This window comes from Halorubrum alkaliphilum, assembly GCF_017873815.1.
In the GTDB taxonomy this organism is placed as follows: Archaea; Halobacteriota; Halobacteria; order Halobacteriales; family Haloferacaceae; genus Halorubrum; species Halorubrum alkaliphilum.
In genome coordinates this window covers 147,380-163,831 of sequence record NZ_JAGGKQ010000004.1, presented here as the reverse complement: position 1 = coordinate 163,831, position 16,452 = coordinate 147,380, and the positions used below count along the sequence as shown (strand labels likewise).

The window sequence follows — 16,452 nt, the reverse complement described above, 5'->3', positions numbered from 1 at the left end:
CTTTTAGTACAATTCCATCGTATGAGTAGGATCCGCCCCGACGAACTGGACGAGCGTCTCGACGCCGGCGACCGACCGTTTCTCCTCGACATCCGGCCGGAAACGGAGTTCGCGGCAGGCGCGATCGACGGCAGCCACAACGTCCCGGTGTACGACGACCTCCAGAGGGGTGACAAGTCCGCGCTCCGGAAGCGACTCGGCGAGATTCCGGACGACGAGCCCGTCGTCGTTGTCTGTAAGATGGGGATCGTCGCCAAGCGAGCGACGCGGTTCCTCGACGAGCAGGGATACGACGCCACGACGCTCGCCGGCGGTATGAGCGGCTGGAACGGGTATCAAAAAGGGTCGTGGGGGTATCGACTCCGGTCGCTGTGGTGGACGATCCGGTGAGCGTCGCTTGCTTACAATTGAGAGTGAGTCGAGATCCGCGACACGGGACGGGTTCGGGATTGCTCCGGTCCACGCATCTCTATAGCGATCCGTTCACGTGGGGATCGCTACCACGAAAACCGTTAAGCCCGGCTGTCGCCTACGGGCGGGTATGAGCGCTGACCGGTCCGCGTTACGGCGGGCCATCGAGCGCGGCGAACGGGACGGCGGCGCGATCGAGTTCAAGGAACGGCTCACCCGCGAGGTACACCTCGCGGACGGTCGGATGGAGTCGCTCGTCGCCCAGCTGCGCCACCGCGTCCTCTCGGGCGACGGAGAGGCCACCTACGTCCTCGGCGTCACCGACGACGGCGGACTGGCGGGGATCGCTCCGGAGACGTTCTCGGAGACGATGGACGTGCTCTCGCTGCTTGCCGAGGAGGCGGACGCCCACATCGCCGACGTCGAGACGTGGAGCGCGGGCGCGGACGGCAACGGCGACGACGAAGGGCTCGTCGGGCTCGCCACCGTCCGCGAGGGCGGGATGTTCGAGGCTGACGACGACCACCTCGTGATCGGGACGGCGGGCCACGTCGACCACGGGAAATCGACGCTCGTCGGCACGCTCGTCACGGGACGGGCCGACGACGGGCAGGGCGGCACCCGCGGCTTCCTCGATGTCCAGCCCCACGAGGTCGAACGCGGCCTCTCCGCCGACCTCTCGTACGCGGTGTACGGCTTCGCGGACGACGCCGACGAGCCGGTTCGGATGGACAACCCGCACCGGAAGTCGGACCGAGCGCGGATCGTCGAGGAGGCCGACCGGCTGGTCTCGTTCGTCGACACGGTCGGCCACGAGCCGTGGCTCCGGACGACGATCCGCGGACTCGTCGGCCAGAAGCTGGACTACGGCCTGCTCGCGGTCGCAGCCGACGACGGCCCGACGGAGACGACCCGGGAACACCTCGGGATCCTGCTCGCGACGGAGCTGCCAACCCTCGTCGCCGTCACGAAGACGGACGCCGTCTCGGACGAGCGACTCGCCGCGGTCGAACGCGAGGTCGAGTCGATGCTGCGTGACGCCGGCCAGACGCCACTGTTGGTCGATCGCTACGGTGTCGATGTCGCGGTCGCAGAGGTCGGCGAAGGGGTCGTTCCGCTGCTCCGAACCAGCGCGGTAAGCGGCGAGGGGATCGACACGCTTGATCGGCTGTTCGAGTCGCTCCCGAAGCGCGCGACACCCGAGCGCGAGGCGTTCCGGATGTACATCGACCGCAGCTACAAGGTAACTGGCGTCGGCGCGGTCGCCTCCGGCACGGTCAACTCCGGAACGGTCGAGGCGGGCGATGAACTCCTCTTAGGACCGATGGCTGACGGCTCGTTCCGCGAGGTCGAGGTCCGCTCGATCGAGATGCACTACCACCGCGTCGACAAGGCGACCGCCGGCCGGATCGTCGGCATCGCGCTCAAAGGCGTCGACGAGTCCGAAATAGAGCGCGGGATGGCCCTGGTCCCCCGAGAGAGCGACCCGGAACCGGTCCGGGAGTTCGAGGCCGAGGTGATGGTGCTCAACCATCCGACACGGATACAGGAGGGATACGAGCCAGTTGTCCACCTCGAAACGCTCTCGGAGGCCGCGGTGTTCGATCCCGCGGAGGGACGGCTGCTCCCCGGCGACACCGGTCACGCGCGAGTCCGATTCAAGTTCCGTCCGTATCTGATCGAGGAAGGGCAGCGGTTCGTCTTCCGCGAGGGATCGAGCAAGGGCGTCGGGACCGTCCGCGACGTGGAGTGACGGTCCCCGGTCCTCTTTTGACCCTCGTCGTCCTCAATCGCCGCCGTCCACGACCGAGACCAACTCCATCAGCGGATAGCCGTCCCGCATCGTCATTTGAGTGTTGACGACGACCCCCTCGTGGTCGATTCGCATCTCGACATCCATCAGCGACCCCGTAAGTTCGGTGTACCCGTTCTCGTGATCGATCGCGTCCGCGACGCGGTCATCGTGAATCTCGACGCTCACGGACTCACAGAAGGGCTGGTTCTCGATCGATTCCGCCATCGCGGTCTCCAGACTTCGTGTGCTGGACGGGCTCACGGGCGTTCCCGCGAACTGGTGGTACAGTGAGCCGAACTTGATCCCCGCCTCGAAACACGCCTGCTGAGCGTCGCTTGCCATGTCGACACTGCGGTCGCGTCGGCCTAAGGGGCTTCGGAGGGATCCGGGACGCCCGTCTCGGAAGCGCTCGACGACCGGCCACCGTCGACTTCGCTACACAGCGTCTCAACCTCAAGCGGTTCGATTCCCTGCTCTTCGAGACATCGTTCCAGCAGTGGCACCCGGTCAGCGAAATCCTCGGGGTCGTGTGCGTCGGTCCCGACGACGAACCGGATGCCGTGGTCGCGGAACGCTCGGATGAACGGTTCGGTGGGGTGAAAGAGATCGAACTCGCCCCGTTCCCCGGCTCGACCGGCGTTGATCTCCGGAACGGTCCGAGAGTCCGCGCAGGCGGCCGCGACCCGCTCCCGATGGGCGTCGGTGGTGAGTCCGTTGAGCGCCGGATGGTTCTCCACGAGATCAACGTGTGCGAGCACGTCGAACAGCTCCGAGTCGACCAGCGAAACGACCGCGTCGTAGTAGTCGTCGACGAACGCCCGACGCTCTGCGTCGCTCACATCGGTGAACGACTCGAACGGGAACACCTGTTTGCCGGCGACGTAGTGGACGCTTCCGAGCGCGTAGTCGAATCCGGCGTCGTCGAGGAACGCCTCGATCGCGGGCTCCAATGCGGGCTCGTAATCCATCTCGACGGCGTCATAGACAGACAGGTCGGTGCGGGCGTCGGCGATCCCGATCGCCTCGCGGCGACGGGTGTACGTCCGATCGAAGTTGCGGTTCCACAGCAACCGTTCGTCCCGCCACGCTCGGCTCAGGCTACAGTGGTCCGCGAACCCGACCGCATCGAGCCCGGCCGACTCGGCGGCGTCGAGCATGAGCGGGATTCCGGACCCGTCCGAGTAGGACGTATGTGTGTGGATGTCGACCGTCACTATCGAACGGAGGGCCTCGACCGGAGTAAGGCCATCGGGGAACGACATCGATCCGAACAGTTGTCCTCTGCTGCCGCATCGAGAGCAACTGGGAGAACTTCCGTCTGGCACGTCGGAACCGAAGGCGTTTGGTGCGGGCGACGGGATCGGAGCGTATGAACACCCTGTGTGTTACCGGCGGGCGAGCGTTGCGGCCGGACGGTCGCGTGGAGCGGGCGGACGTCGTCATCGATCGCGACGCGGGAACGATCCGTGCGGTCGGTGCCCCGAACGAGGTCGCGGACGCGACGGATGCGGCGACCGAGACCCTCGACGCTGAGGGATCGCTCGTCATTCCCGGGCTCGTCAACGCACACACGCACGTCGCGATGACGCTTCTACGGGGGTACGCCGACGACAAACCGCTCGATGCGTGGCTTCGCGAGGACATCTGGCCGGTCGAGGCCGAACTCACGCCCGACGACGTCGAGGCGGGTGCCGAACTCGGCGTCGTCGAGATGATCCGGTCGGGAACGACCGCGTTCGCGGACATGTACTTCGCGGTGGACCGCGTGGCGGACGTCGTCGACCGCGCGGGGCTGCGCGCACGACTCGGGCACGGTGCCGTCACGGTCGGCAAGGACGACGCGGCGGCGGCCGCCGACGTCGAGGAGAGCCTCGCCGTCGCTGCGGAGTTGGACGGGGCGGCCGACGGCCGGATCCGAACCGCGTTCATGCCGCACTCCTTGACGACCGTTGGTGAGGAGTTCCTCCGGGAGGGCGTTGACGAGGCGCGCGAGGCTGGCGTCCCGATCCACCTCCACGCCAACGAGACGACCGACGAGGTCGATCCGATCGTCGACGAGGGCGGGCAGCGACCGATCGAGTACGCGGACGACATCGGCGTGCTCGGCCCTGAAGACTTCTTCGCGCACGGGGTCCACGTCGACGGCGCGGAGATCGATCTGCTCGCGGAGTCGGGAACCGCCGTCGTCCACTGTCCGGCCTCGAACATGAAACTCGCCAGCGGAATGGCCCCTGTCCAGCGCATGCGCGACGCGGGCGTCACGGTCGCGCTCGGCACCGACGGCGCGGCCTCGAACAACGACCTCGACCTGTTCGACGAGATGCGCGACGCCGCGATGGTCGGGAAGCTCGCCGCCGAGGACGCCAGCGCCGTCCCCGCCGAGGCGGTCGTGGAGATGGCGACCGCGGCGGGCGCGGACGCGCTCGGGCTCCCGGGCGGTCGGATCGCAGAGGGAGCCGCCGCGGACCTCGCCGTCGTTGACCTCGACGCCCCACACCTGACGCCGGTTCACGACCTCGTCTCGCACCTCGCGTACGCCGCGAGCGGACACGACGTGCGCCACACGGTGTGTGACGGCGAGGTGCTGATGCGCGACCGGGACGTGCTCACCCTCGATGTCGAGGCCGTCCGCGAGCGCGCCGCCGAGGCCGCGGCCGGCGTCGTCGCTCGCGCGGAAGACGCGGGCTGATCGAGATCGCGATTCCGTTCTTCCGCCCGTGTCGGCAGCGTTTAGTGCGCGGTGAGCCAACCGATGGACATGAGCGAGAGCACGTATTCGCCGGTAACACACCACCTGTCAGATCCCGACTCGGCCCGCGAGGAGGGCCGCCGCAAGATGGATTGGGCGCTCCAGCACATGCCGATCCTGGAGTCGTTGCGCGAGGAGTTTGTCGCCGAGCAGCCCCTCGACGGCGAGGTCATCGCGATGGCGATGCACGTGGAAGCGAAGACCGCGAACCTCGTCGAGCTGCTCGCCGAGGGTGGCGCGGAGGTCGCGATCACCGGCTGTAACCCGCTGTCGACGCACGACGATGTCTCCGCGGCGTTGAACGAGCACGAGTCGATAACCTCCTACGCCGTGCGCGGCGTCGGCGACGAGGAGTACTACGACGCGATGCACGCGGTCGTCGCCCACGAGCCGACGATCACGGTCGACGACGGGATGGACATGGTCAAACTCGTCCACGAGGAGTACCCCGAGCTGATCGACTCCATCATCGGCGGAGCCGAGGAGACGACGACCGGCGTCCACCGCCTGCGCGCGATGGACGACGAGGACGAGCTTCACTACCCTGTCTTTGCGGTAAACGACACGCCGATGAAGCGGCTGTTCGACAACGTTCACGGCACGGGTGAGTCCTCGCTGGCGACCATCGCGATGACGACGAACCTCTCGTTCGCGGGGAAGAACGTCGTCGTCGGCGGGTTCGGCTACTGCGGGAAGGGCGTCGCGAAGAAGGCGGCCGGACAGAACGCCAACGTGATCGTCTGTGAGGTCGACCCGCGCAAGGCGCTCGAAGCCCACATGGAGGGCTACGAGGTGTTGCCGATGGCGGAGGCCGCACAGAAAGGCGACGTGTTCGTCACGACGACGGGCAACCGCGACGTGATCACGCGCGAGCACTTCGAGGTCATGTCCGACGGCGTGCTCCTCGCGAACGCGGGCCACTTCGACGTGGAGATCAACTTAGAGGAGCTCGACGACCTCGCGGTCGACCGCTTCGAGGCGCGTGACGGCGTCGAGGGCTTCGAGATGCCCGACGGGCGCGTGCTCAACGTGCTCGCCGAGGGTCGCCTCGTCAACCTCGCTGCCCCCATCGCGCTCGGCCACCCGGTCGAGGTGATGGACCAGAGCTTCGGCGTTCAGGCGGTCGTCGTCCGCGAACTCGCCGAGAACGGTGCGGCCTACGAGGCCGGCGTCCACGACGTTCCCGACGACCTCGACCGCGAGGTCGCCGAGATCAAACTCGCCGCCGAGGGCGTCGACCACGACTCGCTTTCCGCCGAACAGCGCGAGTACATGGGCAGCTGGGAGCACGGCACTTAAGCCGGCACTACGTCCCGTCGGTCTCGGTCGGGAGCCGGAGTCGAGCCCTCCCCGACCCATCCGTTTCCCCGTCGCGGTCAGCCGACACGAAGCGGTCGATCGCCACGCTCTCCGGGTCGCCGAGGCCGATCCGGTTCGTCGCCGCCAGCGTCCGTATCGCGTAGAGGTTCCGCGCGGGCGGGAGCCGCGCGTGAACGGCCGGATCGACGATCGCGTCCCACGCGAGTGGGTGGCTCCCTCGCTCGCCCCACGACCCCCGCGGCGCGAGAAACGGCGGGTCCCATCGTCCGTCCCGCTCGGTGAACCGTCGGACCGGCGTGTGGCGCAGTAGCGAGAGGTGTCGATCGATCGGCGCGAGCGTTCGGTCCGTTACTTCCGCAGGGCCGAGACCGGATGAACGGCGGTCGGGATCGTCATCCGTGTCCGCGTCGCCGAGCCCCGCCGCGGCCCGATAGCGGTCGACCGCGAGTTCGCTGTGGAGCCGCTTGTCTTCCCGACATCGTCGTGGCAGCGACGCGTACGCACGGACGTACGCAGGGTCCCACAAGGGGAGCCACGTCTCGACGCCGGCGTTCTCGTAGGCGCGCAGGTCGCCGTTGGTAAAGGTCGTCATCCGGGCGCGCCACTCCCAACGCTCGTAGGCCGCCGCGGCCGATGCGGCGTCGTTCACCGCGTCGGGGTCGCGGTCGCCGAGGAGTCCTCGACGGATCCGCTCGTCGACCGCCGCGTTGAACCGGTCGTCGTCCCACTCCCAGAGGGAGTAGTGCGTTCGTCTGACGTAGTCGGCGAGCGCGTCGACGGTCGGCGGGACCGCGTCGCTCTCCCCCGACTCTCCCTCGTCGCCGGCGGGCGTATCGGGGTCCGCGAACCGGGGAAGACGCTCGCCGGGCGTCGCGACGGTGTGTCCCGGACACCAGAGCGCGTCCGCGGGAACCTGCCCCTCGGCGACAAGCGTCCGAACCGCGGGCCACTCGGCGAGGAAGGGGAGCGCGTCCCCGCCGAACGCCGCTCGACGGTACGTTTCGCCCGCGGGGCCGCCGTACCACTCGTGCCACGTCTCTGCGTCGTAGGGGACGAACCGCCACTCGATCCCGAGTCGCGCGGCGACCTCCCGACTGACCTCGACGTCGGGATGACCCGACCGGCCGAACGTGAACCCGATCACGTCGTGGCCGCGGGCGACGAACTCGCTGGCGACCAGCCGCGAGTCATACCCGCCGGACAGCGGGACGACGACCGGGCGGTCCCCCGCGATCCGGACCGCCCGGTCGAACGCCCGTTCGAGCCCGGATTCGAGCCGCTCGCGCGGCGATTGGGATCCGGTCAGCGAGACGGTTGACGCCGCCGGCTCCGATAGGGTCGATGCCGGCCGTTCCGACACGGTCGATGCCGCCGGCTCCGTCTCATCGGGCCAGTGATCGCGGTAGGTCGTCGGCTCGATTCCGCCTCCATCGTCGATCCGGACGGCCGCACCCGCGCGCGTCGATCTGACGCCCGTCCAGATCGTCTCCGGACCGGAGACGTATCGCGTCAACAGGAACTCCGACTCCGTGACCGGGTCCGTGGACGCGTCGAGGGCGTCGCGAACGACCCGTCCACGATCGGAAACGATCGCCGACCCGTTATGGGTCCCATAGTACAGCGGGATCGAGCGCGCGCCGTCGGCGACGAGGATTGCGGCGTCGGCCTCTCCACTCGTTCGGTCCTCGACGACGGCCGCGTAGAACCCCTCCAGATCGTCGGCAGCCGCGGTGACTGCGGTGTGCGGGTCCGCTCTGGGCACCACGGTCCGGGACTCCGTCTCGGCCACGTCGTCCGCGAACCGCTCGGCGATGGCCGACGCGTCGAGGAGGTCGTCGCCGTCGAACGCCCGACCGCGAGCGACGACGCCGTCGCGGTGAACCCAGCCGGGGCCTCGAAGGTCGACGTCCATGAGACGCATTGACGCCGGGACGTATTTATATATCGCGTCGACCGCGTCCGGTCACGCGACGCGTCCCTTTTGCGCGCTCGGCCCGTAGCTCGACCGTGACAGTCACGAGCCTCCACGATCCGGCCCACCGCGAGGCGCTGTGGGAGCTGGAGGCGGCGTTCGATCGCGGCGACCTGATAAGCGTCTTCGGTCGGTGTTCCGTCTCGTATGAGGGACGGGCAGCCTCCGATCTCGGGTCCGGCGACCGCCTCCTCCTGTTGAAACCGGACGGGGCCGCGCTCGTCCACACCGACGAGGGCCAGAAACCGGTCAACTGGCAGCCCCCCGGCTCCGAACACCGCGCCGCCGTCCGGGAGGGCCGGCTCCGCGTGACGTCCGTCCGGGAGACCCCCGAGGAGACCCTGCGAGTCCACTTTTCGGACGTACAGCAGCTGTCGGCGATGTCGGTCACGGGCGGCCGCGATCTGGAGCTTCACGGTAGCGAGGAGGACCTTCGAACCAGGATCCTCGAACGCCCCGACCTGATCGAGGCGGGCTTCGAGCCGATCGGGACCGAGCACCCCTCCAATGCCGGCCCGATCGACGTGTTCGGCGTCGACGCCGACGGTACCCCGGTCGTCGTCGAGTTGAAACGCCGGCGGGTCGGCCCGGACGCGGTCGGCCAGCTCGCCAGATACGTCCGCGCGATCCGCGAGGAACTCGGAACGGAGGGATCGAGCGTGGCGGAGCCCGAGACGGAGGGATCGAGTATGGCGAACCCCCCTGATGACGCCGACACGACTCGGGTCCGCGGGATGCTCGTCGCGCCCTCGGTGACGGAGCGGGCCGCGGAGCGGCTCGCCGATCGCGGCTTCGAACACGTCGCGCTCGAACCGACGCCGGCGGAGTGACCGCGAGGTCGGTGGAGTGACCACCGGAATGCCGCCTCCGCGGCTCCGTCACCGTATCGAAGGCTTTATCGACGCAGCGGCGGCTACATCGGACAAGTAACCATGTCCGACAAACCCGCCTCTATGTACCGGACGATCGACAAGCCGTCCTACACCCGTCGCGAGTACATCACGGGGATCCCCGGTTCGAAGATCGCACAGCACAACATGGGCGACCTCTCCGCGGAGCCGGACGACTACCCCGTCCAGATCAGCCTCCGCGTCGAGGAGGAGCTCCAGATCCGACACGGCTCGCTCGAGAGCGCGCGCCTGTCGGCGAACCGCCACCTGATCAAGGAGCTCGGCGAGGGCAACTACAAGATGACCCTCCGCAAGTTCCCCCACCAAGTCATCCGCGAGAACAAACAGGCGACCGGCGCGGGTGCGGACCGTGTCTCCGACGGAATGCGTCAGGCGTTCGGCAAACCGGTCGGCACGGCCGCTCGTCTTAACGCCGACGACGTCGTGTTCACCGCGTACTGTACGGCCGATCAGGCCCCCGTCGTGAAGGAGGCGTTCCGTCGCGCGTACAACAAGATGTCCCCGCCGTGCCGGATCACGGTCGATCGCGGCGAGAAGCTCCTCGTCTCGTAAAGCCGACCGTCCTTTCGACGAGTCTCCGTTCGTCCATTAGATACCCGTAACGAGCTCGAGGGATCCGAGCACGAGCCAGACGATCAGGACGTAGTTCAGTACCGTCGAGACGGTCGCATGGACGACGACGCGACCGAACGGATACCGAGCGATCCCCGCGGGAATCAAGACGAAGCTGCCGACGTACGGCACGAGGTTCGTGACGAAGACGCTCGCGCCACCGTACCGTCGGAACCAGCGGTTCGCACGCTCGAGGCGGACCTCCGAGACGCGGATCCATCCGGTCGCGTCCGTGAACCCGGGTCCGTATCGTCTGGCGCTCAGGAACAGCATCACCTGTCCGGTGACGTAGCCGGCGGACGCGACCCCGATCGCGGCCGCGACGAGCAGGTCTGACGCCGACACCGCCAGCAGGTATCCCGGAAGCAGAACGCTCGTCGGGAGCGGTTTGCCGACGAGCGCACCCTTGAGAACGAACACGACGAACAGCGCGGGGAGGCCGAACTCCAGAAGCACGGACAGCGCGGCGTCGCCGAGCGCATCGATCATGGTGTCGTAGTCCGCCGGGAGTCGGTTCGAGACACTCACGACGGGGTTCCACCCCGGCAAACATCGGTCTTTCGGCGGACCAGTCGCGGTCAGGGAGGTGGGGGCGTCGCGGTCAGGGAGGTGGAGGCGTCGCGGTCAGGGAGGTGGAGGCGTCGCGGTCGGGGACGCCGCGAGCCGAACCGCTGAAATACCCGAGACGCGTATCAACGCGCAGTGTCACAGCAGTTGGCCGATGTCGAGACGCTGTTCCTCCACGAGGCACGGAGCGACTACACCGTGGTCGCGAACCGTGACGGGAGCCGGGTGCTTCGCGGTCGTCTCGAACTCAAGGAGACGTCCGCGGGTCCGCGACCGGGGAGGTTCCGCGTCGTCAGGGACGGCGAGGACCACCCGCGCAGCCCCGACGAGTTCGTCGAGCTCGCGCGAGCGGCCGACCGGATCCGGATCTCCCAGCAGACCTCATCGGAGAACCGGGCGCGGTTGGAGGCAATGTTGGACGGCTACCAGCTGGAATCGGTGACGGTGCGGACTTGCCGTCGCTGTGCGAACGACGGGCGATACGGGCCGATCACCTCGGAGACCGCGATCGAACACAACGACGAGCACATCTGTCGGGACTGTGCCCGCCGAGAGCTCGAACGCGAACTGTCGTATAAAGGCGAGTTCACGGGTGCGGCCGAGGAGCGACTCGAAGAGCTCCTCTATGACTCGAAGGATCTCGACCGGATCATCAACCTGCTGTCCGGCGGCCTCGATCCGGACCTCACGAAGTACGACGAGGTGTCGGCGAACGTCGACGACGTCTCCCCGGTTCGAACCGACGAGCTGGAGATCCATCCCGACCTCGCCGCTCATCTCCAAGGGCGTTTCGAGGAGCTGTTGCCCGTTCAGAGTCTCTCGGTTCGAAACGGACTGCTCGACGGGGACGACCAGCTCGTGGTAAGCGCGACGGCGACGGGCAAGACGCTCGTCGGCGAGCTGGCCGGGATCGACCGGGCGCTGAAGGGAGACGGGAAGCTGCTCTTTTTGGTCCCGCTCGTCGCGCTCGCGAACCAGAAACACGAGGACTTTGAGGACCGCTACGGCGACCTGCTTGACGTCTCGATCCGCGTCGGCTCCTCCCGGATCGCCGACGACGGTAACCGCTTCGACCCCAACGCGGACGTGATTGTTGGCACCTACGAGGGGATCGATCACGCCCTCCGGACGGGGAAAGACTTGGGCGACGTGGGAACCGTCGTCATCGACGAGGTTCACACGCTCAAGGAGGGTGAGCGAGGCCACCGGCTCGACGGACTGATCTCGCGGCTCAAGTACTACAGCGAGGACCGCATGGAGAGCTGCCCCGGGTACGACGGCACGCAGTTCGTCTACCTCTCGGCGACCGTCGGCAACCCCGAATGGCTCGCGAAACGTCTGCGGGCGACGCTGATCGAGTTCGAGGAACGCCCCGTCCCGATCGAGCGCCACGTCACCTTCGCGGACGGCCGCGAGAAGGCGCAGATCGCGGACAAGCTCGTAAAACGCGAGTTCGACACGAAGTCCTCGAAGGGGTATCGCGGACAGACGATAATCTTCACCAACTCCCGCCGTCGGTGTCACGAGATCAGCCGAAAGCTCCGGTACGACTCCGCCCCGTATCACGCCGGACTCGACTACGGTCGCCGGAAGAAGGTCGAACGCATGTTCGGGGATCAGGAACTCTCGGCGGTCGTGACCACCGCGGCGCTGGCGGCCGGAGTCGACTTCCCCGCCTCGCAGGTGATCTTCGATACGCTGGCGATGGGGATCGAGTGGCTCTCCGTCCAGGAGTTCTCCCAGATGCTCGGCCGGGCGGGCCGCCCGGACTACCACGACCGCGGACGCGTCTACCTTCTCGTCGAGCCCGACGCGGTGTACCACAACTCGATGGACCGCACCGAGGACGAGGTCGCCTTTACGCTCTTAAAAGGCGAGATGGAGGACGTCGCGACCCACTACGACGAGACCGCCGCCGTCGAGGAGACGCTCGCAAACGTCGTCGTCGCCGGAAACAAGGCCAAACGGCTCAACGATCGCATGATCGGCGAGATACCGACGAAACACGCGGTCGGCAAGCTGTTGGAGTGGCAGTTCATCGACGGCTTCTCGCCGACCCCGCTCGGTCGGGCGATCTGTCGGCACTTCCTCGCGCCGGACGAGGCCTTCTTCATCCTCGATGCGGTCCGGAAGGGAACCGATCCCTACGACGTCGTTGCCGACCTCGAACTGCGCGAGAACGAGGAGTGAGGCGGTCGCGTCGCCGACGCCGCTGGCGGTACCTCTCCGCTCTACCTGACCACGGTGACCGGAACCGGACACCGGCGGAACACGGTCTCCGCGACGTTGCCGACGAACAGTCGATCCAGAAACGACCCGCCGTGACTGCCGATCACGACCGTGTCGAACTCCTCGGCGCGCTTCACGATCGTTCTTGCGGGGTGTCCGACCGCGACCGTCGTTTCGATCTCCGCGTCCCGTTCCGCGGCGATATCCCGTGCACTCTCGAAGACCTCCTCCGCCCGTTCTCTCGCGGCCGCGGGGAGGTCCTCTTCGAGCGCGAGCCCGGCAATCTCGCCCATCATCGGCGTCGCCTTGCCGACGACGTGGAGGACGGTCACCGTGGCGTCCGGATACGAATCGAGGGCGTATTCGAGCGCCGTCTGTGACAGTTCTGAGCCGTCCATCGGGACGAGAACACGATCAACCATGTCTGCCGGTTCGACACGGAGCGATATATACCCGCGCCGGAAGTGCCACCGCGTCCGTCAGTATCTCAACCCTTTTCTTGATTCAGTCTCGTGAGTCATGTGTGAATTTCGCAGCGGTACCCCTGACGGCAACCGAGGTGCCGCCGCTGACGACGGAGATCCTTCTCCTGTTCGCGATCGTCCTCGTCGCGCTCGCCCTCTTCGTTACGGAGCCGGTGCCGATCGACATCACCGCGATCGGCGTGATGGTCGCGCTGATCGTCCTGGAGCCGTGGACGCAGGTCGACGCCGCCACCGGCGTGGGCGGTTTCTCCAGTTCGGCCACGGTGACCGTCCTCGCGATGTTCGTCCTCAGCGAGGGGATCCGCCAGTCCGGACTCATCAATCGGATCGGCGCGTGGATCGCCGACCGGTTCGGCGACAGCCCGTTCAAACAGTTGCTCGCGGTGCTCGGCCTCTCCGGCGGGACGGCCGGGTTTATCAACAACACCCCGGTCGTCGCCATCATGATCCCGATGGTGAACGCCATCTCCGAGAAAACGGGCGTCTCTCCCTCGAAGCTGCTCATGCCCGTCTCGTTCATGGCGATGCTCGGGGGCATGCTCACTCTGATCGGCACCTCAACGAACATCCTCGCGTCCGACGTCTCCGCGCGACTCCTCGATCGACCCTTCTCGATGTTCGAGTTCACGCAACTGGGCGTGATCGTCCTCCTTACCGGCGGGATCTACCTTGCCACCGTCGGTCGATACCTGATCCCCGAGCGGATCCGAATGGACGACAAGCTGATAGAGGGGTTCGAGATGACGGAGTACCTCACCGAGGTGTTCGTTCGTGGCGACTCGCCGTTCGTCGGGCAAACGGTCAGTCAGTGTCTCGAAACGCTCGACGTCGACGCCGACATCGTCCAACTCGTCCGTGACGATCAGGCGTTCACGGAGCCGCTGGCGCGCAAGGAGGTCCGCGAGGGCGACGTGCTCGTGTTGCGGACCGACCGCGGAAGCCTCATGTCGCTCGTCGACGCCGAGGGGTTGGATCTCGCGCCCGACGCCGAGGTGAGCGAGGACCAACTGACGACGGAGGCCGACGCCATCGAGGCCGAGACCGAACAGAACCTCGTGGAGGTCGTGATCTCCCCGGAAGCTCCGCTTATCGGTGAAACGTTGGAGACGCTGAACTTCAGGGGGCGGTACGACGCGACCGTCCTCGCCATCCGCCGGGGCGGACGGGTCATCCACGCGCGGATGGACGAACGGCGGCTTCGCGCCGGCGACACGCTCCTGTTACAGGCAACGGAGGACACCATCACCCGCTTCAGCAACGACCGCGACTTCGTCGTCGGCGGGCGGCTCACCCGACCGGATTTCCGGTCGGAGAAGATCCCGATCGCGATCGGCATCGTTGCCGGCGTCGTCGCGCTCGCGGCACTCGACATCTTCCCGATCCTCGTGAGCGCGCTCGGCGGCATCGTCGCGATGGTCGCCACCGGCTGCGTGAAGCCCAACGAGGTGTACTCCTCCGTCGACTGGAGCGTGATCTTCCTGCTCGCGGGGCTCATCCCGCTCGGCGTTGCGATGGAGCGAACGGGGGCCGCGGAGTGGCTCGCGAGCGTCATCGTCGTCTCCTCCGGCGGGTTGAGCCCGGTGCTCGTGTTGGGCGCGTTCTACCTGTTCACCGCGCTGATCACGAACGTCGTCAGCAACAACGCGAGCGTCGTGTTGATGATCCCCGTCGCCATCGACACCGCCCAAGCGATCGGAGCCGAGCCGTTCCCGTTCGTGCTCGCGGTAACGTTCGCGGCCTCGACCGCCATGTTAACCCCGATCGGCTACCAGACGAACCTGATGGTGTACGGCCCCGGCGGCTACAAGTTCACCGACTTCTTCAGGGTCGGTGCGCCGCTCCAACTCGTCTTGACCGTCGTGACGACCCTCGGGATCGTCCACTTCTGGCCGATCTAGCCGGCCGTCCCTTGGGTCGCCGCCGAACGAAACGCTTTAGCGGCGCATCCGGGTACTAGAGGATACGGGACCGTGGGTTAGTGGTATACTCCGGGCCTTGGGTGCCCGTGACCCCGGTTCGAATCCGGGCGGTCCCACTTGCTGCTGCGAGCAACTCCGCGAGCAGCAGCAATGGAGCGGATTCGAAGCAGGGAGTGGAGCGACGCGGAACGAGTGAGGTTCGAATCCGGGCGGTCCCACTTCTACCCGGTCTCCTCACAGACGGTTCGAATACGTTCTTCATACAGGGCAGCATGGTACTTTTGAAGCGTCTGTGCGTTTTCCGCGAATTCGTCTTCGATCCGGATCCGCGGAACGGCCTACGATCCGTTCGATCCGCTGTGCTACTCGAGGCGTTTTGAGCGATGCCGGGAGTGGGTCTCTCAAATCGGCAGCAACGTGATCGTATTTAAAAGGACTGTGAGCGGCTGCGACGATCGTTTATAAATGAACACCGCGGTGGCGCGCCCCGGTTCGCGCACTTAAAAGGGCGCGAACCGCGAGGGACCGAAGGTCCCTCTGGCAGCCGGCGCGTAGCGCCGGCGACGACGGCGCGAGGGAACCCGGAACGGCGCTTTAAGCGCCGTTCCGGCGAGGCTGGGGCTTTGGAAGTCTTCACCGACGATTTGTCGCTAACCACTTATAAACGAACAGCTGGAGAAGTGGAGCCGTTCATCACAGCACCATCTACTTATAAACAGCCGCCAGCAACACCACTAATCCACTTATAAACAACTACCAAACCGTATTGCGAGACCTACTCCCGACATCGATCACACATGTATCCGTATGGATCACATCGGGGTCACGATCTCTCACCAGCGATCGGAACCTCACGGCCGGCTGGCTTCCGACTCCTCTCACCATGCACCGTCGTACTCGACCCGGGGTCGGTCGACGTTGAGTCCGATCTCCCGTAGCGTTGCGGTCGCGTTCTCGACGGGTGCGGGGGCCGGCCGATCGAGCGCGTCGGTCGTCGCCTCGGCCGCCCGAACCGTCCAGTCGCCGTCGATGACGACCGTCGCGCGCCGCGGGATCTCCGAGTGTCCCTCCCACGACTCCGCCAGCAGGTCGTACGAGTCCGCGACCCCGCCGTGGAAATCGGAGACGATCGGGAAGGGGAGATCGAACCGGTCGGCGTACGCGAACCCCGAGAACAGCGAGTCGCCGGTGGCGGCGACGACGGCGAGGTCAGGGTGGTCGTGCCAGCCGGCGTCCCGTATCGCGGCGAACGCGGCGGTACACGTCGGCACGAAGTTCGCGGGCGCGAACGACACCACGACGGCGCGGTTTGCCTCAACCAGCCGGTATAGCTCCAACTCGACGCCCGTCCCGTCGGAGACGGCCGGTGCGATGAAATCGGGGGCCTTGACGCCGACGTCGATCATACCCTCCGTGAGTGCGTCGCGAACAAAAAGCCCGCGTCGCGCCGTCCTATGGCGGCACGGGCGTGTCGCCTCGCGT

Annotated in this window: 14 protein-coding genes and 1 tRNA gene; 9 read left to right on the top strand and 6 right to left on the bottom strand. The window is 66.8% G+C overall.

Annotated features, from left to right (window positions below; genetic code table 11):
* Positions 1–21 precede the first annotated feature (21 nt).
* A complete protein-coding gene (locus tag J2751_RS04430; RefSeq protein ID WP_209483539.1) occupies positions 22–390 on the top strand; it encodes a rhodanese-like domain-containing protein in 369 nt (122 codons plus the stop codon).
* 151 nt (positions 391–541) lie between these two features.
* Entirely contained in the window at positions 542–2,164 is a 1,623-nt protein-coding gene (locus J2751_RS04425) for a GTPBP1 family GTP-binding protein (RefSeq protein WP_209483538.1), read from the top strand.
* Positions 2,165–2,197: 33 nt separating this feature from the next.
* Here J2751_RS04425 and J2751_RS04420 read toward each other — a convergent pair whose 3' ends face one another.
* Both J2751_RS04420 and J2751_RS04415 read right to left on the bottom strand, forming a co-directional pair.
* A complete protein-coding gene (locus J2751_RS04420; protein ID WP_209483536.1) occupies positions 2,198–2,548 on the bottom strand; it encodes a dihydroneopterin aldolase family protein in 351 nt (116 codons plus the stop codon).
* A gap of 23 nt (positions 2,549–2,571) precedes the next feature.
* Positions 2,572–3,468 (bottom strand): PHP domain-containing protein, encoded by an 897-nt coding sequence (locus J2751_RS04415; RefSeq protein ID WP_209483534.1) that lies wholly within the window; start codon positions 3,466–3,468, stop codon positions 2,572–2,574.
* 107 nt (positions 3,469–3,575) lie between these two features.
* Between J2751_RS04415 and J2751_RS04410 the strand changes: the two genes are divergently transcribed.
* Together J2751_RS04410 and J2751_RS04405 are read left to right on the top strand one after the other, a co-directional pair.
* Positions 3,576–4,895: an amidohydrolase gene (locus J2751_RS04410; protein WP_209483531.1), complete on the top strand. Its 1,320-nt coding sequence runs from the start codon at positions 3,576–3,578 to the stop codon at positions 4,893–4,895.
* A gap of 69 nt (positions 4,896–4,964) precedes the next feature.
* On the top strand, positions 4,965–6,254 hold the full coding sequence (locus J2751_RS04405) for an adenosylhomocysteinase (RefSeq protein ID WP_209483529.1): 1,290 nt from the start codon (positions 4,965–4,967) through the stop codon (positions 6,252–6,254).
* A 7-nt stretch (positions 6,255–6,261) separates the two neighbouring features.
* Here J2751_RS04405 and J2751_RS04400 read toward each other — a convergent pair whose 3' ends face one another.
* Positions 6,262–8,187: an asparagine synthase-related protein gene (locus J2751_RS04400; RefSeq protein ID WP_209483526.1), complete on the bottom strand. Its 1,926-nt coding sequence runs from the start codon at positions 8,185–8,187 to the stop codon at positions 6,262–6,264.
* A 95-nt stretch (positions 8,188–8,282) separates the two neighbouring features.
* Here J2751_RS04400 and nucS point away from each other — a divergent pair, with 95 nt between their 5' ends.
* Together nucS and J2751_RS04390 are read left to right on the top strand one after the other, a co-directional pair.
* Positions 8,283–9,077, top strand: a complete 795-nt coding sequence (nucS, locus tag J2751_RS04395; RefSeq protein ID WP_209483524.1) for an endonuclease NucS — start codon at positions 8,283–8,285, stop codon at positions 9,075–9,077.
* A 102-nt stretch (positions 9,078–9,179) separates the two neighbouring features.
* Complete coding sequence (locus J2751_RS04390; RefSeq protein WP_209483522.1) at positions 9,180–9,710, top strand: 50S ribosomal protein L16; 531 nt, start codon at positions 9,180–9,182, stop codon at positions 9,708–9,710.
* 36 nt (positions 9,711–9,746) lie between these two features.
* Here J2751_RS04390 and J2751_RS04385 read toward each other — a convergent pair whose 3' ends face one another.
* Positions 9,747–10,298, bottom strand: a complete 552-nt coding sequence (locus tag J2751_RS04385) for a DedA family protein (RefSeq protein ID WP_209483520.1) — start codon at positions 10,296–10,298, stop codon at positions 9,747–9,749.
* 174 nt (positions 10,299–10,472) lie between these two features.
* Here J2751_RS04385 and J2751_RS04380 point away from each other — a divergent pair, with 174 nt between their 5' ends.
* Positions 10,473–12,527: a DEAD/DEAH box helicase gene (locus J2751_RS04380; RefSeq protein ID WP_209483518.1), complete on the top strand. Its 2,055-nt coding sequence runs from the start codon at positions 10,473–10,475 to the stop codon at positions 12,525–12,527.
* A 41-nt stretch (positions 12,528–12,568) separates the two neighbouring features.
* Here J2751_RS04380 and J2751_RS04375 read toward each other — a convergent pair whose 3' ends face one another.
* Positions 12,569–12,988 (bottom strand): universal stress protein, encoded by a 420-nt coding sequence (locus J2751_RS04375; RefSeq protein WP_209483516.1) that lies wholly within the window; start codon positions 12,986–12,988, stop codon positions 12,569–12,571.
* Between the two features lie 158 nt (positions 12,989–13,146).
* Here J2751_RS04375 and J2751_RS04370 point away from each other — a divergent pair, with 158 nt between their 5' ends.
* Both J2751_RS04370 and J2751_RS04365 read left to right on the top strand, forming a co-directional pair.
* Positions 13,147–14,949, top strand: a complete 1,803-nt coding sequence (locus tag J2751_RS04370; RefSeq protein WP_394357372.1) for an SLC13 family permease — start codon at positions 13,147–13,149, stop codon at positions 14,947–14,949.
* Between the two features lie 66 nt (positions 14,950–15,015).
* Positions 15,016–15,086 (top strand) — tRNA-Pro (locus tag J2751_RS04365).
* A 762-nt stretch (positions 15,087–15,848) separates the two neighbouring features.
* Here J2751_RS04365 and J2751_RS04360 read toward each other — a convergent pair.
* Positions 15,849–16,376 carry a redoxin domain-containing protein gene (locus J2751_RS04360; RefSeq protein WP_209483514.1) on the bottom strand — a complete coding sequence of 176 codons (528 nt, stop codon included), beginning with the start codon at positions 16,374–16,376 and terminating at the stop codon, positions 15,849–15,851.
* Between the last annotated feature and the right edge of the window lie 76 nt (positions 16,377–16,452).